General features: G+C 73.8%; 20 protein-coding genes. 8 read left to right on the top strand and 12 right to left on the bottom strand.

Features of this window, described 5'->3' with window-relative positions:
- Positions 1-74: 74 nt before the first annotated feature.
- From AC0B61_RS28310 to AC0B61_RS28290, 5 genes are all read right to left on the bottom strand, one after another.
- Complete coding sequence (locus AC0B61_RS28310; protein ID WP_471743920.1) at positions 75-266, bottom strand: DUF6126 family protein; 192 nt, start codon at positions 264-266, stop codon at positions 75-77.
- 46 nt (positions 267-312) lie between these two features.
- Positions 313-657 (bottom strand): ArsR/SmtB family transcription factor, encoded by a 345-nt coding sequence (locus AC0B61_RS28305; RefSeq protein ID WP_471743918.1) that lies wholly within the window; start codon positions 655-657, stop codon positions 313-315.
- 231 nt (positions 658-888) lie between these two features.
- The gene (locus AC0B61_RS28300; RefSeq protein ID WP_471743916.1) at positions 889-1,350 is read right to left on the bottom strand and encodes a hypothetical protein; all 462 of its coding nucleotides are present in this window, start codon (positions 1,348-1,350) and stop codon (positions 889-891) included.
- A gap of 231 nt (positions 1,351-1,581) precedes the next feature.
- Positions 1,582-2,730 carry a glycoside hydrolase family 3 N-terminal domain-containing protein gene (locus AC0B61_RS28295; protein ID WP_471743914.1) on the bottom strand — a complete coding sequence of 383 codons (1,149 nt, stop codon included), beginning with the start codon at positions 2,728-2,730 and terminating at the stop codon, positions 1,582-1,584.
- 253 nt (positions 2,731-2,983) lie between these two features.
- Positions 2,984-3,544 carry a TetR family transcriptional regulator gene (locus AC0B61_RS28290; RefSeq protein WP_471743912.1) on the bottom strand — a complete coding sequence of 187 codons (561 nt, stop codon included), beginning with the start codon at positions 3,542-3,544 and terminating at the stop codon, positions 2,984-2,986.
- Positions 3,545-3,637: 93 nt separating this feature from the next.
- Between AC0B61_RS28290 and AC0B61_RS28285 the strand changes: the two genes are divergently transcribed.
- Positions 3,638-4,483: a patatin-like phospholipase family protein gene (locus AC0B61_RS28285; RefSeq protein WP_471743910.1), complete on the top strand. Its 846-nt coding sequence runs from the start codon at positions 3,638-3,640 to the stop codon at positions 4,481-4,483.
- Between the two features lie 169 nt (positions 4,484-4,652).
- On the opposite strand, the gene pdxR is transcribed toward AC0B61_RS28285, so the two are convergent.
- Positions 4,653-6,143: a MocR-like pyridoxine biosynthesis transcription factor PdxR gene (gene pdxR, locus AC0B61_RS28280; protein WP_471743908.1), complete on the bottom strand. Its 1,491-nt coding sequence runs from the start codon at positions 6,141-6,143 to the stop codon at positions 4,653-4,655.
- A 29-nt stretch (positions 6,144-6,172) separates the two neighbouring features.
- Here pdxR and AC0B61_RS28275 point away from each other — a divergent pair, with 29 nt between their 5' ends.
- Positions 6,173-7,021: a methyltransferase domain-containing protein gene (locus AC0B61_RS28275; protein WP_471743907.1), complete on the top strand. Its 849-nt coding sequence runs from the start codon at positions 6,173-6,175 to the stop codon at positions 7,019-7,021.
- 91 nt (positions 7,022-7,112) lie between these two features.
- On the opposite strand, the gene AC0B61_RS28270 is transcribed toward AC0B61_RS28275, so the two are convergent.
- On the bottom strand, positions 7,113-7,610 hold the full coding sequence (locus tag AC0B61_RS28270; RefSeq protein WP_471743905.1) for a MarR family winged helix-turn-helix transcriptional regulator: 498 nt from the start codon (positions 7,608-7,610) through the stop codon (positions 7,113-7,115).
- A 111-nt stretch (positions 7,611-7,721) separates the two neighbouring features.
- Between AC0B61_RS28270 and AC0B61_RS28265 the strand changes: the two genes are divergently transcribed.
- From AC0B61_RS28265 to AC0B61_RS28255, 3 genes are all read left to right on the top strand, one after another.
- The gene (locus tag AC0B61_RS28265; protein ID WP_471743903.1) at positions 7,722-8,660 is read left to right on the top strand and encodes an EamA family transporter; all 939 of its coding nucleotides are present in this window, start codon (positions 7,722-7,724) and stop codon (positions 8,658-8,660) included.
- A gap of 81 nt (positions 8,661-8,741) precedes the next feature.
- Entirely contained in the window at positions 8,742-9,383 is a 642-nt protein-coding gene (locus tag AC0B61_RS28260; RefSeq protein WP_471743901.1) for an NAD(P)-dependent oxidoreductase, read from the top strand.
- 186 nt (positions 9,384-9,569) lie between these two features.
- Positions 9,570-11,183 carry an alpha/beta hydrolase gene (locus AC0B61_RS28255; protein WP_471743899.1) on the top strand — a complete coding sequence of 538 codons (1,614 nt, stop codon included), beginning with the start codon at positions 9,570-9,572 and terminating at the stop codon, positions 11,181-11,183.
- 9 nt (positions 11,184-11,192) lie between these two features.
- Here the strand turns inward: AC0B61_RS28255 and AC0B61_RS28250 are convergent, their stop codons facing one another.
- Positions 11,193-11,567 carry a hypothetical protein gene (locus tag AC0B61_RS28250; protein WP_471743897.1) on the bottom strand — a complete coding sequence of 125 codons (375 nt, stop codon included), beginning with the start codon at positions 11,565-11,567 and terminating at the stop codon, positions 11,193-11,195.
- Positions 11,568-11,611: 44 nt separating this feature from the next.
- Positions 11,612-11,995, bottom strand: a complete 384-nt coding sequence (locus AC0B61_RS28245; RefSeq protein ID WP_471743895.1) for a hypothetical protein — start codon at positions 11,993-11,995, stop codon at positions 11,612-11,614.
- 233 nt (positions 11,996-12,228) lie between these two features.
- On the opposite strand from AC0B61_RS28245, the gene AC0B61_RS28240 reads away from it, so the two are divergent.
- The 3 genes from AC0B61_RS28240 (at position 12,229) to AC0B61_RS28230 (ending at position 15,271) form a co-directional block, all read left to right on the top strand.
- Positions 12,229-12,387, top strand: a complete 159-nt coding sequence (locus AC0B61_RS28240) for a mycothiol transferase (RefSeq protein WP_471743893.1) — start codon at positions 12,229-12,231, stop codon at positions 12,385-12,387.
- 280 nt (positions 12,388-12,667) lie between these two features.
- Positions 12,668-14,131 carry a lytic transglycosylase domain-containing protein gene (locus AC0B61_RS28235; RefSeq protein ID WP_471743891.1) on the top strand — a complete coding sequence of 488 codons (1,464 nt, stop codon included), beginning with the start codon at positions 12,668-12,670 and terminating at the stop codon, positions 14,129-14,131.
- A gap of 225 nt (positions 14,132-14,356) precedes the next feature.
- Positions 14,357-15,271, top strand: a complete 915-nt coding sequence (locus tag AC0B61_RS28230; RefSeq protein ID WP_471743890.1) for a TIGR03619 family F420-dependent LLM class oxidoreductase — start codon at positions 14,357-14,359, stop codon at positions 15,269-15,271.
- Positions 15,272-15,452: 181 nt separating this feature from the next.
- On the opposite strand, the gene AC0B61_RS28225 is transcribed toward AC0B61_RS28230, so the two are convergent.
- From AC0B61_RS28225 to AC0B61_RS28215, 3 genes are all read right to left on the bottom strand, one after another.
- Positions 15,453-16,040 carry a TerD family protein gene (locus AC0B61_RS28225; RefSeq protein WP_471743888.1) on the bottom strand — a complete coding sequence of 196 codons (588 nt, stop codon included), beginning with the start codon at positions 16,038-16,040 and terminating at the stop codon, positions 15,453-15,455.
- Positions 16,041-16,309: 269 nt separating this feature from the next.
- Positions 16,310-16,975, bottom strand: a complete 666-nt coding sequence (locus AC0B61_RS28220) for a hypothetical protein (protein ID WP_471743886.1) — start codon at positions 16,973-16,975, stop codon at positions 16,310-16,312.
- Between the two features lie 50 nt (positions 16,976-17,025).
- Entirely contained in the window at positions 17,026-17,673 is a 648-nt protein-coding gene (locus AC0B61_RS28215; RefSeq protein WP_471743884.1) for a class I SAM-dependent methyltransferase, read from the bottom strand.
- Between the last annotated feature and the right edge of the window lie 51 nt (positions 17,674-17,724).

Below are 17,724 nucleotides of genomic sequence, written 5' to 3'. Positions count from 1 at the left end.
CCACTGAACGGAGGACGCCGCTGAACAGAGGAGGCCGATGAACGGACGCCGATGAGCCGTCCGCCCGTGTCGCGCTACTTCCGGCCGCCGAGCGCGAACAGCAACAGCACGAAGCCGGCGAACAGGTGCGTGGCGAAGACGTAGATGCCCGCGCGGATCAGCATCGCCTTGCGGCGCCTCTTCTCCTCGCTCGTGCCGTCGCCGGCGCCACCGCGGCCGCTGCCGGGCGCGCTGTCGTGGACACCGTCGCGGGCGCTGTCGCTCATGGGGGGGTTCTCCTCGGATCGGGCGGGCGGGCGGGCCGGGCGCAGCTCAGCGGGCCTGTCGTACGCCGGGTACGCGCAACTCGGTGAGCAGCGTGCCCTGATCGGTGATCAGCTCGGTCAGGATCCGGCGCGCCGCACGCAGGAGTTCGGCGACGTCCGGGGTGCTGAGCGCGTACACCACCGTGTTGCCCTCCCGGGTGGCGGTGACCAACTGGGTGCGGCGCAGCACCGCGAGCTGCTGGGAGAGGCTGGACGGCTCGACCTCGATCTCCGCCAGCAGCTCGCGCACCGGCCGGGGGCCGTCCTGGAGCAGTTCCAGGACCCGGATCCGCACGGGGTGGCCGAGGGTGCGGAAGAACTCCGCCTTGGCCTGGTACAGCGGGACCGGCATCGTCGGGCCCTCCCTCGGGTGCGGTTCGGGGGTCGTCGGGCCGCGCGGGGTCCGCGCGGCCGGTAGGCATCATCGCGACAGATGAAGATTTCTTCAAGTTGTCACAGCGTGACGACCCGCGACCGGCCCGCCCGGGTGACCCGCCTCACACGCGCGACCGCGCCGGGACATGCCGACGCCGGGCCCGAGAGTCTGCCAACTCACGGGTCCGGCAGGCACAATGATGGGTCGTCAGCACGCCACCGGCACATCGACCGTCACCGGGGCCGGTCCGCGCCAGATCGCCTCGACCGAGAAGGATGCGTGCACGGTCGACCCGCACGGCGCCGTCGTGGTGATCCCGTCGACCCGCACGGTGCTGACCTGGAACACGGTGCGGCCGCTCACCGCACCGAGCGAGCCGCCGCCGGCCACGTCGGCCGACAGCCGGGTGAGCAGCTCCTGCGGCGCCGGCGGCCACGGGGTGCCGGGGGACGGCGGGCCGGCCAGCCCGATCTGCCCGTACAGCACGACGCTGTTGCCCGTGACATCAGCGCAGACCTTGGTGGACAGCCCGGCCTGCAGACCGGACCACCCGCAGGTGGTGACGGTGGTGGCGGCAGCCGACTGGGTGGCGGCGAGCGCCGGCACGGGCGCGGCGAGCAGGGCGGCGGCGCCGGCGGCACCGGTGGCGATCCTGGCGATGCGGTTCATGGGTTCCTCCTGGGAGGGTACGAGGACGGTCAGGGACAGGTGGCGTGGCACATGTGACATTTCATTGGCCAGCGACAGAGACTCTGCCATGTGATTCCTATGCTCCAGTCGCCATTCACCCTTGAAAGCTAGGTCTCGACTGAAACTAAACCTTCGATGGCTAAATCAGTCTGGCCGACTCAAACCCTCGACACCTCCCGGACAACGCCCACGTTGCCCTCAGGTGAACGGTCAGCCGAGGGAGGCCCGGAGGGCGTCGACGCGGGCGACGGCGGCGGTGAAGGCGCGGCGGTCGAGGCGGCCGGCGTCGAGGGCGGCGGCCAGGGCCTCGGTGGCGTCCTCGGCCTGCTGCGGATCGCGGGCGGAGCAGAGCAGAAGGTCCATGCCGGCCTCGGCGGCGGCCACCGCGCGGTCGCCGGTGTCGCCGTACGGGGCGAGCGCGCCCGCCTCCATGGCGTCGGTGACGGTCACCCCGTCGAAGCCGAGCCGGCCCCGCAGCTCGCCCTGGATGACGGCGGGCGACAGCCCGGCCGGGCGCTGCGGGTCCAGCGCCGGGTACACCGCCCAGGAGGCCATCACCAGCCGTACGCCCGCCGCGATGGCGGCCCGGTAGGGGGCCTCGCCGCGGTCCCGGACCTGCTCCAGCGGGACGGTGATGGTGACCGGGCGTTCGTCGGTGTTCTCGTCGCGGGCGGCGGCGCCGAGGCCCGGGAAGTGCTTGGCGGTCGCGGCCACGCCCAGGCTCTGTTGGGCGGCGAGGAATGCGCTGCCCAACTCCCCGACGGTGGCGGGGTCCTGGCTGTAGGAGCGCTCGAAGTGGTCGATGAAGTTGTCCGGGGTGTCGTACACGTCGACCACGGGGGCGAGGTTGACGTTGAGCCCGGCGTCGGCGAGGGTGCGGGCGGCGCCGGCGCCGGTCTCCGCCGCTGCGGCCGCCGGGTTCGCGGCCAGTCCGGCGCGGCGGGCGGAGAGTTCGGGGGCGCCGGGCAGCCGGCGCACCTTGCCGCCCTCCTGGTCGGTCATCAGCAGCAGGGCGTGCGGATGCGGCGCCTGGGCTGCCGCCTGCTTCAATTCGTCGACGGCTTCGGCGAGTTGCCCGGGGCTGGTGACGTTCTCACCGAACAGGATCACCCCGGCCGCCCGACCCTCCCGGATCGTCTGCAGCACCTCGGGCGGCGGCGTGGGGCCCGGGTACGAGAGCACGATCCGCCGTCCGGCGAGCTCACGGGAGTCCTCGTGGTCCAGGGCTGCCATGGCGACGGTCCTCTCGGGCTGGGCGCTGCGCGGCTCGGACGCCGATCCGAGCGGGGCCGGCGCGAGCCCGGCCCCCAGGACCGCCAGCGCCACCCCCAACTGGGCGACACGCCGGAACGGGGCCATCACGCCTCCTGGATCGACACCGGACTTCGGCCCGTCAGCGTACCCAGGCTCCCGGCCCGCCAGTCCGTCCGACACCAGATTCATCCGATCTTCCGACAGTCAGGTCGGAGCGGCGTCTTGGCGGTCACACAGGGAGGAACGCCCGAACCGCCGCGCATGACCAGCCGCCGACCGACGGGCGAAGCCGGGCGCCAGCGCGCCCGAGGCGGTCGCGGTGTTGCTGACCGACAGCATGCTCCCAGCTCACGTGCGTTCACTGCCCGAGGAGTTCAGCGAAGCGGTCCAGCGCGCGATCGGTGCGGTGGCGGTCGCCGGTGGTTGTGAGATCGAACAGCAGACCTCGGACGACGGCCATCACCAATGTGGGCGTGACGGTGTCGTCAGGACCGGTGCAGACGTCGCGGAATGTCGCACCGAGAGTGTCGAACCAGTCGGTGATGGCCTGGCCCTGGTCGGGGTAGTTCTCGGGGTGGACCAGGCCGTCCGCGTGCACCTCGAAGAACAGCCGGACGAACGGCGCACGTTCGTCCGCGCTGATCCACGCCCAGATGCCGCGCAGCCGCTCCTGCACGGAGCCCTTCGCCGCCGGACGGTGTTCGGCCAGGCGCACCGCACCCCGGCGGCGGGCCTCGGCGAGGACCGCGGCCACCAACTCCTGCTTGCTGCCGAAGTCGTAGAGCAGCATCCGGGGGCTGGTGTCGAGGGCCGCGGCCAGTGGCCGCAGGCTCAGCCCGGCCAGGCCGTGCGCCAGCACGTAGTCGGTCGCCCGCGCCAGCGTGCGGTCGCGACGGGCGGGATCTGCGGGTCGCCCCACGGTGGATCTCCTCTCGGCGCCCGGATGGGGAACGGCTTCGACGAGTATATGGTACGACTGTTTCAATAACGAGGGGAGACCACCATGCGCTCCTTGGACCGAGTACTCGTCCTGGGCCCCGGGAGTCACGTCGGCACGGCCTGGATGGCCGGGCTGGCCCACGGCTTGCGCCGCGACGGCGTGGATCTGGGCCAGGCCGACCTGATCGTCAGCACGTCGGCCGGCGCGATCGTCGGATCGGTACTCGCCACCGGGCAGGACCCGGGGCGGCTCGCGAGTGCGGATCGCCCGGACACTCACCGGCTCAAGGCGAACCCCGCGCGGATGAGCGAGGTGTTCGCCGTGCTGGGCGACCGCAGCCTGGAACCCGGCGAGGCCAGGCGCCGCGTCGGCCGGCTCGCGCTCGACAGCACCGACCCCGAAGCCGACGAGGCACTGATCGCGGGGCGAGCCGCCTTGATCGGCGCCGACACGTGGCCGGAGCGGCGACTGCTGATCACCGCCGTGGACGCCACCACCGGTGAGCCCGTGGTGTGGGACCGCGACAGCGGCGTGCCGTTGGTGCACGCGGTGGCGGCGAGCAGCGCCTTCCCCGGGGCCGCGCCGCCGGTTGCCATCGACGGCCGGCGGTACATGGACGGTGCGCTGCGGGCGGGCACCAACACCGACCTCGCCGCCGGAGCCCGCACACTCGTCGTGGTCGAGCCGATGGCGCACCTGTTTCCCCGCGAGCCGCTCAACCAGCAGCTGGCGGCCGTGGGGGCGGACACCGTGGTGACCATCGGCCCCGATCCGGCCGCGGTGCGCGCTTTCGGCTCGGACCCCGGCGCCCTGGCAGCCTGGGAACCGGCCTACCGGGCAGGTCTTCGCCAGGCGGGCGAGGTCGGCGCACAACTCCGCTCCACATGGCGGAGAGAAGCCGACGCGGGCGGCTCCTAGAGTGGCCTGATGTTCGATCGACTGGAGATGCGCATCCTCCCTGGTCCGACTGGGAGGTCCCGCAGCTGCAGGACCTCCCGCCGGCGGTCGACTTCGAAGCGGAGCAGTACGACGCCGAGCTCGCCCGCATCGGGGCCGACCCCTGGTGGCACCCGCTCGTCCGACCGACTCACCCGGCACGGCGGACCAACTCGCCCAGGACGGCGATGCCCTCGGTGATCTCGGGCGGCGAGCCCGCCGCGTAGCCGAGGACCAGGCCCGGCGGGTATGGCAGCCGGGCGTGCCAGGACAGCGGCTGCACCTTGACCCCCCGGGCCAGCGCGGCGGTGGCCAACTCGGTGTCGGTGCAGCCGAGTTCCTTCGGCAGGGTCAGCATCAGGTGGAGGCCCGCCGCCGCACCGTGGACCGTGGCGTCCGGGAGGTGGCTGCGGATGGCGGCGATCATGGCGTCCCGGCGGCGACGGTGGCGGCGGCGCAGCAACCGTAGGTGCCGGTCGAGTTCGCCGGATTCCATCAGCCGGGCGAGGACCAGCTGCGGCAGCACCGGGTTGCCGAGGTCGGCGAACCGTTTGGCGTCGAGGACGGCACCCCGCAGGCGTGCGGGCACCAGCAGCCAGCCCGTGCGCAGGGCGGGAGCGAGCACTTTGGAGATGCTGCCCGCGTAGCAGACCTGGTCCGGGAGGGCGCCCCGGAGCGCCGGGACGGGCGGGCGGTCGTAGCGGTGCTCCGCATCGTAGTCGTCCTCGATGACCAGGCCGCCCTCGGCCGCCCAGCGCACCAGCTCCCGCCGGCGCTCGCCGCCCAGGACGACGCCCGTCGGGTACTGGTGCGCCGGAGTGAGCAGGACGGCCGGGGCGCCGGTGGCGCGCAGGGCGTCGACCCGGATGCCCTCGGCGTCGACCGGGACGGGCGGAGTGGCGGCGAGCCAGTGGGCGAGGTGCTGGCGGGCGCCGAGCGAGCCCGGATCCTCGACCGCGACCTCGGTGATGCCTTCCCGCTCAAGGGCGCGGCCGAGCAGGGCGAGGGCCTGGGCCGTCCCGGCGACGATCAGCACCTCGTCGGGGTCGGCGCGGATGCCGCGGTTGCGAGCGAGCCAGTGGGCGACCGCCCGGCGCAGGGCGGGGGTGCCCCGGATGTCGCCGTAGCCGAGGTCGTGCGCGGCGAGGCCGTCAAGGACGGCGCGTTCGGCGCGCAGCCAGGCCGTCCGCGGGAAGGCGGCGAGGTCGGGCACGCCGGGGGTGAGGTCGATCCGGGCGGCGGCGCCGCGCAGGAGGTCGAACACCTCGGGACCGGGGTGGTCCCGGAAGAGGGCAGGTGCCTCGGGGCGCGGGCCGGGCGGCTCGACCACGGGCGCGACGGGAGGCGGGGCCGCGACCACGACCGTGCCGCCCCGGCCCCGCCCGCTCACCTGCCCTTCCTCGGCGAGGCGCCGGTAGGCGTCCGTCACCACCCCGCGGGAGACGCCGAGTTCGGCCGCGAGCACCCGGCTGGCGGGAAGCCGGCTGCCCGCCGGAAGCCGTCCGTCGGCGACCGCCTCGCGCAGCCTCCGGGCGAGCCAGTCGGTGAGGCCGCCGAGCGGGGCCTCGGCGGTGTCGAGCTGGAGGAAGTCGGCGCCGGTCTCATTGGACCTGCCGGATGCGGCAGCTTTGGACCTGTTCACTGGACCATAGTGGCGCGAAGGTAAGGGCCATGACCACGGAAACGGCACTGCCGGACGACACGAACGCCCACGCCCACGCCTACGTCCACGGCTACTCGCACGCCGAAGCGCTGCGCCTCGGCGACCAGGCGGACACCCTCGCCGGACTCCTGCACGCGGACACGGCGTACCCGGCGGGCAGCCGGGTCCTGGAGGCGGGCTGCGGCGTGGGCGCCCAGACGGTGCACCTGCTGGCCGCCAGCCCCGGCGTGCTGCTCACCGCAGCGGACCTCTCGGCGGAGTCGCTGGCGCAGGCCCGCGCCCGGGTGACGGCGCAGATGCCCGGCGCGAACGTGAGCTGGCACCACGGCGACCTGCACCGACTGCCGTTCCCGGACGGCGCGTTCGACCACGTCTTCCTGTGCTTCGTCCTGGAACACCTGCCCGATCCGGCGGCCGGACTTGCCGCGCTCCGGCGGGTGCTGCGGCCGGGCGGGACCATCACGGTGATCGAGGGCGACCACGGCTCGGCCCTCTTCCACCCGGAGAGCCCGGCGGCCCGCCGGACGATCGACCACCTGGTCCGCCTCCAGGCCGAAGCCGGCGGCGACGGCCTGCTCGGCCGACGCCTGCATCCGATCCTCACGGCGGCCGGATTCGCGGACGTGACGGTCCGACCGCGGACCGTCTACACCGACGGCGCCCGCCCGGCCCTGGTGGAGGGGTTCACCCTGAGGACCTTCGTCGCGATGGTGGAGGCCGTCCGCGCGGAGGCACTGGCCGCCGGCCTCACCACCCCGGAGGCCTTCGACCAGGGCATCACGGACCTGCGCCGCGCGGCCGAGCCGGGCGGGACCTTCCACTACACCTTCTTCAAGGCGCTCGCGATCAACCCATGAGGCCGGCTCATGCCTACGCGCCATGAGCGGGGCTCATGGGCCGTACCCCATGAGTCCCGCTCATGGCCGCACCTCATGAATCCGTCGGCTCTCAGTCGGTGCTGTCCCCGAGGGCCACCAGCAGGGCGCGCATGGCATCGACCAGGGCGGCGGTGCGGGTGTCGTCCAGGCCTTCGAGGAGGCCGAACTCGGTGGCGAGGTGGTCCGGCAGGGCGCGCTCGATCAGGGCGTGGCCCTCGGCGGTGAGGGCCACCTCGCGGCTGCGGCCGTCCTGGTCGCTGCGGGTCCGGGTGACCAGGCCGCGGGCCTCCAGCCGGTCTAGGCGCTGGGTGATCGCGCCGGAAGTGACCATGGCGGACTGCATCAGGCCGGTGGGGGTGAGGCGGTAGGGCGGGCCGCCGCGTTTGAGGGTGGCGAGGACGTCGAAGGAGGCGGCGTCCAGCCCGTGGTCGGCGAAGGTGCGGTTGAGCGCCGCGTCCACCAGGCGGTAGAGGCGCTTGAGCCGGCCGAACACCTCCATCGGGGAGACGTCCAGGTCCGGCCGCTCGGCGGCCCACTGAGCGACGACGCGGTCCACATGATCTGCCACGGTTCCAGGGTAGGCGATCCCAGCCAGATTCCTTAGCGGTGAGATAACTGTGAGCCACGTCACCCACCCTCCGCGGTGAAGAATGCCTTAGCGCTGAGATACATTGGCTTAGTGCTAAGACATCGCCTCGCCATCGTGCTGGTGACGGCCCTCGCCCCCGCCGTCTGGGGGACGACGTACCTCGTCACCACGGAACTGCTCCCGCCCCACCGTCCCCTCCTCGCCGCCGTCATCCGCTGCCTGCCCGCCGGACTGCTGCTGATCGCCCTCACCCGCCGACTGCCGCAGGGCAGCTGGTGGTGGCGCTCGCTGGTCCTCGGCGCGCTCAACATCGGGGCGTTCCAGGCGTTGCTCTTCATCGCCGCCTACCGTCTCCCCGGCGGCATCGCGGCCACCGTGGGGGCCGTGCAACCGCTGATCACCGCCGGGCTCTCGGCCGCGGTCCTCGGCGACCGGCTCACCCTGCGCACCGTGCTGTCCGGCATCGCTGGCGTGGCGGGCGTGAGCCTGCTGGTGCTGCGGGCCAACGCCCACCTGGACGCGCTCGGGGTGGCCGCCGCGCTCGGCGGCGCGGTGCTGATGGCCGCCGGCGTCGTCCTGTCCAAGCGCTGGGTCTCCCCCGCGCCGCTGCTGGCCACCACCGGCTGGCAGCTCACCACCGGCGGGCTGCTGCTGGTGCCGGTCACGTTGGTCACCGAGGGGGCGCCGCCGTCCCACTACACCGCCGCCAACGTGCTCGGCTACGGCTACCTGTGCCTGATCGGCGCGGCCGTCACCTACGCGCTGTGGTTCCGCGGGCTCCGGGCACTGCCGCCGACCTCCCTCTCCTTCCTCTCGCTGCTCAGCCCGGTGGTCGCCACCCTGATCGGCTGGCTGGCGCTCGGGCAGGACCTCAGCCCGCTGCAGGCGATCGGCGCACTGATCGTGCTCGGCGCACTCGGCGTCGCCCAGATCCAGCGGCCCCGCACCGTCACGCAGTCGGCACCCGTGGCCCGGTCGGCATCTGCGCCGCCCGTGCCGCCCGTGCCGCCCGTGCGCGAGAACGTCTGACCGCTCCCGCTGCAGGACCCGACGCACATCACAACCCACACCCCAACCCGTACTCGAACCCGCACCCCAGGAGAACTCCCCATGCGCATCACCGTGTTCGGCGCCACCGGCAACGTCGGCAGCCGTGTCGTGAGCGAGGCGCTCGCCCGTGGCCACGAGGTCACCGCCGTCGTCCGGGATCCGGCCAAGCCGCACGGCCTGCCGGCCACCGTCGCCCTCGTGACGGGCGACGCCCGCGACCCCGAGGACGTCGCCCGGATAGCCGCCGGCCAGGACGTGGTGATCACCGCGACCCGTCCGGCACGCGGCAGCGAGCACGAACTGGCCGTCGCCACCAAGGGCCTGCTGGCGGGCATCGCCGGTACCGGCGTCCGGCTGCTGGTCGTCGGCGGCGCGGGCAGCCTGACCGTCCCGGGGGCCGGCGGGGCGACCGTCGTGGAGGACCCCGACTTCCCCGCCGAGATCCGCGGTATCGCGCTGGCCTGCAGCGAACAGCTCGACCTCTACCGGGCCGCCGACGCCGACGTCGACTGGACGTACCTGAGCCCGGCCGCGCTGCTCGAACCGGGCGTGCGCACCGGCCGCTTCCGGCTCGGACGGGACGAGCTGCTGGTCGACGCCGACGGCAACTCGGCGATCTCCATGGAGGACCTCGCGATCGTGCTCCTCGACGAGGTCGAGCGGCCCGCTCACCGCCGCGCCCGGTTCACCGCCGCGTACTGACCTGACGCCCGTGGCGGGTCCGGCCCGGACCCGCCACGGGCCTCTGCCGACCGCCACGGACCGCCACAAGCCGCCCACCGGCGGGAAACTGAAGCTTTCCCCCGGACAGGGGTGTATCCAGCACCACCCCGAAGACGGCAGCGGGGGTGATCGATCGTCAGACCGGCGTGGGACAGGATCGTTCTCGTGACCAACACCGCATCGACCACCACCGCATCGACCACCACCGCACCGGCCGACACCACGCCGGCCCACGCCACGCCGGCCACCGCCTCGCCCCGCGCCCGGCGTGCCGCGCTGGCCGTCGCCGCCGCCGTCCTCGCCGGCCTGGCCCTGCCCGCCACCGCCAGCGCCGACACCGCCCGCGACCCGGGCGACGCCGACCCGGCCCCCGCCCGCTACACCCACCAGACCCTGAACTGGCAGCCGTGCGCCACGCAGCCCGCCCTGGACTGCGCCGCCATGACCGCCCCGCGCGACTGGCACCACCCCGGTGTCGGCGCCGACCTCACCATCGCCGTCTCCCGACACCACGCCACCGACCCGGCCAAGCGCAAGGGCACCCTGCTGATGGCGGCCGGCGGCCCCGGCGCCTCGGGCCTGCTGCGCCCGGCCGGGCTGGCCACTGCGGCCCCGGCCGTCGGCGCCGCGTACGACATCGTGGGCTTCGACCAGCGGGGCGTCGGCCAGAGCACCAAGGCCGTGTGCCAGACCCCGGAGGAGTTCCGGGACTTCCTGACCGGCGACTACCGCGACCAGTCACCCGCCGCGATCGACCGGGTCATCGCCAACTCCAAGAAGCTGGCCGCCAGTTGCCAGCAGCGGAGCGGCGACCTGATCCCCTACCTGAACACCGAGCAGACCGCCCACGACATCGACCTGTTCCGCGGCCTGCTCGGCGAGCGCAAGCTCAGCTACTTCGGGCCGTCCTACGCCTCGATGATCGGCGCCTACTACGGGACGCTCTTCCCGCACCGGGTCGAGCGCATGGTGCTGGACAGCAACATCGGTTTCGAGGACACCTGGCAGAAGTTCGAGCTGGGCCAGCCGATGAGCTTCCAGCGCCGCTTCGACGAGGACTTCGTGCCCTGGCTCGCGGCCCGCGACGCCACCTACCACTGGGGCTCGACGCCGGAGGAGGTGACGGCGCACTGGGAGCAGCGGCGCGCCGCACTGCACGACCAACCCATCGTGGAGGGCTCGTTGACGATCGGGCCGAACCAGCTGGACAACGTCGCGATCGGGGCGATCTACGAGGCCGACAACTTCCCGATCCTCGCCCGGATCCTGACCACCGTCGACAACTGGCAGACCGCCGACCCGACGGACAAGGCCACGGCCGTGAACGCCTTCGGCCACTACCTCAGCCCGGACTTCCTCGCCGAGTACTTCTCGGTGACCTGCACCGACACCCCGTGGACCAAGGACCTCGACACCTGGGTCGAGCGAGGCGCCGAGAACACCGCCCGCTTCCCGCTGGCCGGGGCCCGGACGCTCGCCTTCAGCGCGGTCTGCGCGTCCTGGCCGGTCGCGCCGGCGCCCAAGGTGAAGGTCACCGGCGCCCACCTTCCGACCACGCTGATGCTCAACTCGGTCCACGACCCGGCGACTTACTACGAGGCAGCGCTCGGCGCCCACCGCGCGCTGCGCGGCTCGCGGCTGGTCACCGTCACCGGCAACGGCGACCACGGCCAGTACCCCGGGCCCAACGCCTGCGTGACCGACGTGGTCGAGCGCTACCTGTTGGACGACGAGGCTCCGGCCCGCGACCTCACCTGCGCTTCTCCGCAGGCGGGTTGACGCACTCGGTCAGCTCCGGGGCCGTGCCCGCAGCCCTTCCCGCAGCCGGGCCCGGAGCCAGGCGAGCCCGACGGCCAGCCCGGCGAAACCGCCGACGGCGATCTTGATCCCGGCCTTGGCGACGATCCAGCCGATCCCCGGGACGGCCCACCCGAGCCAGTGCAACACGGCCAGCAGTACCGCCGAACCACACAGCGCGGCCAACACGGTGACCGTGACGGCGGCGGCCCGCGAGAGTTCCTGCGGGCCGTCGCCGTCGTTCCCGGAAGCCATGGCGCCGGAGGCCGTGGCGCCGGAATGCGGAGCGGCGGCACCCATGCCGTCCGCACCACCAACCGGACCGGTCACCGTCGCGTTCGCCGACTCGTTCGCTGTCTCGTTCACCATGTCGTTCGTACCCCCTCACCCATGGGGGCGATGATACGACCTCAGCGGCGGCCGTGGTGGGTGTCCCCGCGGTGCTCTCCGGTCTCGTCGTCGGGGAAGCTGACGGCCATGGTGACGCGGTACTCGTGGACGTCCTCGCGGTGCCCCGGCACCCGGGCCCAGGCCAGTGAGTGCACTTCGGCGCCGGGGGCCTGGTGGCACCAGGCGGCCGCCTCCTCCAGGGCGAGGGCGGCCGAACGCCCGGTGCACACCACGGCGGTGTACGCCGCGATCGCGACGTCCCCGCCGGAGCGGCAGTTCCGCGACACCGCCCGGACGGCGGCTGCCGCCTGGGACAGGTCACGGGCCAGATCGCCCACGACCCGAGGGGGCGCCGGCAGGACGACCGTCCCCTCGGTGACGGTCTCCGGCAGGTTCGGGCTCACGGTCTGGACCTCCATCCGCATCATCACGCGGCACAGCATGCCGGGCGGCGATTCCTGGCATGCCCACTTTCGCCAGAACGTCACCCGTCCAGGGCCGAGTTGGGGACACACCCTGGCGTCCGGGCGCCTGCCCTGCTAGAGGTGCCGACCTCCGCTCCGGACGTCCCGGCAGGTCAGACGGGTCGGCTGCGGGCGCCGCCCGGAGCGGGAAACGCCGCGCACGTACCACCCCCGTGCCCCGAACCGCCCTGCCGGGGCCTCGGGGTATCCGTCCCGCCGAACCGCTGCGCGGGGTCGTCCTGCACGTGATCACCGAGGCCGCCACCCACGCCGGTCACCTGGACCTCGTGCGCGAACTCATCGACGGCAGGCGGCCCTTGGTCGGCCCCTGACGGGCGGGCCGTTCCGCTCCGCCGACCAAGATCGTCGAGCGCAGGTCCAGAGCTCACACTCATTCTGGAACAATCAGTAGGAGGGGACCGTACGCACCCCCGCTGAAGTGCGTCGTCAACTCCGCGGTGGGCGTCGGGCCCTCTTCCGGTCACCCTGTCCCTGTCAGATCGTCGTGATACTAATCGTCCCGGTGGCGGGTGCCGTCATCAGGTGGACGGGCACGATGACGACAGGTCGGCCGTTCTGGGATGGTCCGGGCGGCGGCGGGAGGGGACACGGATGACGGCGAGGTTCGGCAGCACCCAGGGCGAGCGGAAGCAGGGCGCTAGGAAGCAGGGCGACCGAAAGCCGGGCGGCCGGAAGCTTCGGGTCGGCAAGCGGGTCACGGGCACGGCGGCGGCCTTCGCCGCGCTTGCCGCGCTGACGGGCTCCCAGGTGACGGGCCTCGGGCTCGCCCCGGTCGCCGCCGCCGACTCCGGTCCGGCCAGCGGTGCCACCTCCCAGGGCGCCGACCGCCAGACCGCCGACTCCCCGCTCGGCAGTCCCTCGCCCGGCACCTTCGGCACCGGTGTCCCGGCCGACGGCGGCGGCACCGTCCAACTCCCGCAGCCGCCCGGCGCCCTGCCCGGTGCGCCCGACGCCGGCCCGTTCGCGGCCACCGGGCCTGCCCTGCCCGCCACGGTGCTTGCCGCCTACCGCCAGGCCGAGACCTCACTGGCCCAGCGCTCCCCCGGCTGCCACCTGCCCTGGCAGCTGCTGGCCGCGATCGGCCAGGTCGAGTCCGGCCAGGCCAACGGCGGCCAGGTGGACGCCTCGGGCACGCTGCTGCGCCCCATCCTCGGTCCGGCGCTGGACGGCAACGGATTCGCCGCGATACCCGACACCGACGGCGGCCGTTACGACGGCGACACCCGTTGGGACCGCGCCGTCGGCCCGATGCAGTTCATCCCGTCCACGTGGGAATCCTGGGGCGTCGACGCCAACGGCGACGGCAAGGCCGACCCGAGCAACATCTTCGACGCCGCCGAGACCGCCGGGCGCTACCTGTGCGCCGGCGGCCGCGACCTCGCCGACCCGGCGCAGCTCGACCGGGCTGTGCTCAGCTACAACAACTCGGGCGAGTACCTGCGGACCGTCCGCAACTGGATGGCCCACTACGGCAGCGGCACGGTGACCTCCGTCCCGAACCGACCGGGTTCCTCGGTCCCGACGCCCTCGCTGCCCTCGCCGTACCTCCCGGTCGACGGCAGCACGACAGGCAGCGCCACAACGGGCAGCGGGACGACGGGCGCCGGCACGACGCCGACCCCGAACCCGACCCAGGACCCGTCCGCGCCGGTCACGCCCACCCCGAGCCCCACCACGAGCCCCACCGCGACGCCCACGCCTAGCGATTCGCCGTCGCCGACCGCGCAGCCGACCACCACTCCCCCCACCACCCCGACCGGCACGCCGTCCGGCACCCCGACGGCAACCCCGACCACGACGCCCACCGGCACCCCGACCGGCACGCCCGCGCCCTGCCCGGATCCGACCGCCACCGCCACGGCCACGCCCACCGGTACACCCACCCCGACGGGCACCCCCTCCCCCACGGCCACGCCCACGGGTACCCCGACGGCGACGCCCACCGGCACCCCCGGCTGCCCGACTCCCACGCCGACCGCGACGGGCACCCCGAGCCCGGCGCCGAGCAGCACGCCCAGCGCCTCGTTCTCGCCCTCGGCGACGCCGAAGGGCTGACCCTGGCCCTGATGCCCGAAGGGGGCGCGGTCCCGTCCCGGGAACCGCGCCCCTCGCGCAACCACCGCCCGTCACAGGCGTCCCGACGCCGCATGGATCAAGGCTTTACTCCTTCGGCGGAACGAACCGCACCGGTGCGGCAGTTGAGGTCGAGTGGAAGGTGGAAGGACGGTCGAGCGCCGTCCGGCCCCCACCACCACCGGACTCCCGTCGAAAGGCCGCGCCATGCCCCAGCTCCGCCTCGGTGTCTCGCTCCAACCCGCCCCGCCGACGGCTGACGGCGGCGCGCCGCTCCGCGCCGCCCGTCGGGCCGAGGAGCTGGGATTCGACCATGTCGCCGTCGGCAACCGCCTGTTGGAGAGCGGCTCCGGTCTGGACACCGATCCGTTCGTCCTGCTGGCCGCCGTCGCGGGCGCCACGACGCGCCTGCGGCTGCTGACGTCGGTGCTGGTCGCGCCGTACTACCCGGCGCTGGTGCTCGCCAACCAGGCGGCCACGCTGGACGTGGTGTCCGGCGGCCGGTTCCTCCTCGGGGTCGGAACCGGGTGGAACCCGGAGGAGTTCGCGGCCGTCGGCGTCCCCGTGCGCGAGCGCGGCGCCCGCACCGACGATCACCTCGCCGCCGCCCGCGCGCTCTGGGCGCACCGGCCCGCCGACTACGACGGACGGTTCACCACCTTGCGCGCGGCCCGCCTGGGCGTCGCCCCGGTCACTCCCGGCGGCCCGCCCCTGTGGATCGGCGGCCAGAGCGACGCCGCGCTGCGCCGGGTGCTGCGCCACGGCGCAGGCTGGTACGGCACCGGCGTCGACGCCGAGGAGCTCACCGCCGTACGAGGGCGCCTGCGCAAACTCGCCGCCGAGGAGGCCACGGGGGAGGACGGACGCGACGGAACGGACATCGAGCACCTGACGCTGGCCTCCGCCGCCTTCCTCACCCCGCCCGGCATCCCCGCCATCGCACCGCCCCCGGGTCGCCCGCTCGGCGGCGATGCGCCCACCGCCGCGAGCGTGGCTGAGGACTTGGGGCAGCTCGCCGCCGCCGGGCTGGAAGCCTGCACGCTCTGGCTGCCGATCGCGGGCGAGCACCTGGAGAAGGCGATGGAGTGGATCGCCGCCGAGGTCGTGCCGCTCCTCGACTGACGTCACTGCGGGTGATCGGGCCGGCGGCTCCCGGGCCCGGCCCGATCACCGTGGCGGCGCTGGGCTTCCAACCGCGCGGCGTCTGCCGGGCCGAGGCCGGAAGACCGCGCCGGAAGACCGCGCCGGGAGCATCCGGACAGGTGCACCGAGTCCGGTCCGGCGCAGCCCGGCCGGGCTGGGCTCAGAGGTGCTTGACCAGCTCCGGCATCAGGTCCTGGAAGGTCCGCCCGCTGGCCGGCTGGCCGATCGCGGTCATCTGCCAACCGGTCGCCGTGCGCTGCACCTTGGCCATGATCTGCGCGGTGTACGGGCCGCCGCCGGTGAGCGTGTAGCGGGCCAGCTCGGCGCCGGTGGTCTCGTCCACGAGCCGGCAGAAGGCCGCCTCGACCTCCTGGAAGCTCTGCCCGGTGAAGGAGTTGACGGTGAAGAGGATCTGGTCGACCTCCGCCGCGACGGTGGTCAGGTCGACCGTGATCGATTCGTCGTCGGTCGCGCCGCCGGAGCCGCCGACCAGGTTGTCCCCGCTGTGCCGGACGGAGCCGTCGTTGCTGGTGAGGTGCTGGAAGAAGACCACGTCCACCGGCCGCCCCTGGGCGAACAACACGGCTGAGGCGTCCAGGTCGATCTCCCGGCCGGCGCCGAGCAGCTTGGCCAGGAAGCCCTTGCGTTCCGCCGCCTTCCAGCCGAGTCCCATCCGGATCAGGCTCAGCTGACCGCCGCCCGGCTTCTCCAGGCTGATCTTCTGTCCCTTGGCCAGCGAAACACTCATCGCACCCTCCTCGTTCTGCCACCGCCGCGTGCCGCGAATCTACAGCACTGTAGAAAATCTGTGATCATCCGCCGGCGTCCTGGGAGCACCCTTACCCCGCACGCCCCCGCGCCTCACCCTCGACAATGGTCCGCACACGGAGGGAATCGGCGACCCAATCCTGCGGCGGCGCTGTGCGCGTTCTCGGAACCGAAGGCGCCGCCCGACAAATCGGCTGCATCAAAAAGTGCACTGACGATCCGTCAGTCCTCGCACTGCCGCCGCACGGATCAGGCGTCGCCGTCCAGCAGGTGCTGCCGCACCTCCTGGAAGGTCCACGCCCCGCCGGCCGGCCGGGAGAACACCCAGACCAGATCGAACCGGTCCGGCCAGGCGGAGGGCGCGCCACTGCCGGTGGCGCCGAGCGCCTCGACGATGCGCGGGATCCGCGAGTGCTCCCAGCAGATCAGCACCGGCTGCGCCCCGGCGAGCGCGGCACCGGCCAGCGCGGACTCCTGGGATTCGGCGTACTGCGTGTCGACCGCCGCCCCGAGCTCGGCGGCGAGCGGGGTGACGGTCTGGCGCATCCGGTGCGCGCCGGCCAGCGGGCCCTGGTCGGCGGCGGCGAAGATCCGCGCCGGGGTACGGAGGCCTGGCGCGGGCGGGGAGAACAGCGTGGGCAGCGCCTTGGCGCGGGCCCAGCCGCGCTCGGTCAGGGACTTGCCGTCCCGCTTGCCGTTCTCGTCCAGGCCCGGGTGGTCGCCGTCGGGCTTCTCACCGTGCCGGATGACCATCACGAAGGCTTCGCCGCCCGCATCGCTCGCCGGGGCCGCTGCGGTGCCCTTCCCGGACTTCGCGGATTTCTCGGACTTCGCGGACTTCCCGGCCTTGCCGGACGCGTCCGAGGCGCACCCCGCCACCACCAGCGGCGCGATGCCCGCCAGCCCGGTCAGCACAGCGCGCCGGGTGGGCCCGCGGCCCGTCGCACGCCCCGTCGCACGGCCGGTCACGCGGCGGCCCGTTCGAGCCGTACCAGTGCGTCCACCGCGACACCGGCTTCGCCCCCGCCGGCGCCGCCCTTGTGCCCGGGCTCGCCGCCCACCGGACGGAGCACCCGCTCGGCGCGGACGGTGTGCAGGCCGAGGTCGGCGAGGTCCGCCAGGACGTCCTCGGGGGTGAAGAGCACCGCCGGGTCCTGCGGGCCGCCGATGCCCTCGGTGAGGTTGCTGAGGTCGTGTCCGACGACCAGCAGGGTGCCGCCGGGGGCGAGCGCTTCGGCGGCGCGCCGCAGTGCGGCCCGGCGGTCCGCGGCGGGGAGCTGGAGGTAGGCGATCAGGACGAGGTCGTAGCCGGTGGCCGGGGCCTCAAAGGTGCGGGCGTCGCCGTGGCGCCAGGTGAGGCGGTCGGCGAGCTCGTCGGGCAGGTCGGCGGTGCGGCGTTCGGCGCGTTCCAGGGCGACGGCGGAGAAGTCCAGTCCGGTGACCTCCCAGCCCTGGGCGGCCAGCCAGATGGCGTTGCGGCCCTCGCCGGCGGCCAGGTCGAGGGCGCGCCCGGGGGCCGCGCCGGTCAGTTCGCGCACCACCCACCGATTGGGCGCGGCGCCCCACACCAGTTCACTCGCGGCGTAGCGGTCGTCCCAGTCCTGGCTGTCCATCGCGCCTCCTCCGTTCGGTCGGCCTGCTCGTCCCGGTCAACCTACCGGCCC

The sequence above is a fragment of the Kitasatospora sp. NPDC023385 genome, from assembly GCF_055664045.1.
Note: the sequence above shows the minus strand (reverse complement) of the source record. Positions and strands in the feature narration are given on the sequence as shown.

Coding starts and splice junctions, on each gene's coding strand:
- AC0B61_RS28310 (WP_471743920.1), bottom strand. CDS start 266: ATGAGCGACAGCGCCCGCGACGGTGTCCACGACAGCGCGCCCGGCAGC.
- AC0B61_RS28305 (WP_471743918.1), bottom strand. CDS start 657: ATGCCGGTCCCGCTGTACCAGGCCAAGGCGGAGTTCTTCCGCACCCTC.
- AC0B61_RS28300 (WP_471743916.1), bottom strand. CDS start 1,350: ATGAACCGCATCGCCAGGATCGCCACCGGTGCCGCCGGCGCCGCCGCC.
- AC0B61_RS28295 (WP_471743914.1), bottom strand. CDS start 2,730: ATGGCCCCGTTCCGGCGTGTCGCCCAGTTGGGGGTGGCGCTGGCGGTC.
- AC0B61_RS28275 (WP_471743907.1), top strand. CDS start 6,173: ATGACCACGGAAACGGCACTGCCGGACGACACGAACGCCCACGCCCAC.
- AC0B61_RS28260 (WP_471743901.1), top strand. CDS start 8,742: ATGCGCATCACCGTGTTCGGCGCCACCGGCAACGTCGGCAGCCGTGTC.
- AC0B61_RS28235 (WP_471743891.1), top strand. CDS start 12,668: ATGACGGCGAGGTTCGGCAGCACCCAGGGCGAGCGGAAGCAGGGCGCT.
- AC0B61_RS28230 (WP_471743890.1), top strand. CDS start 14,357: ATGCCCCAGCTCCGCCTCGGTGTCTCGCTCCAACCCGCCCCGCCGACG.
- AC0B61_RS28225 (WP_471743888.1), bottom strand. CDS start 16,040: ATGAGTGTTTCGCTGGCCAAGGGACAGAAGATCAGCCTGGAGAAGCCG.
- AC0B61_RS28215 (WP_471743884.1), bottom strand. CDS start 17,673: ATGGACAGCCAGGACTGGGACGACCGCTACGCCGCGAGTGAACTGGTG.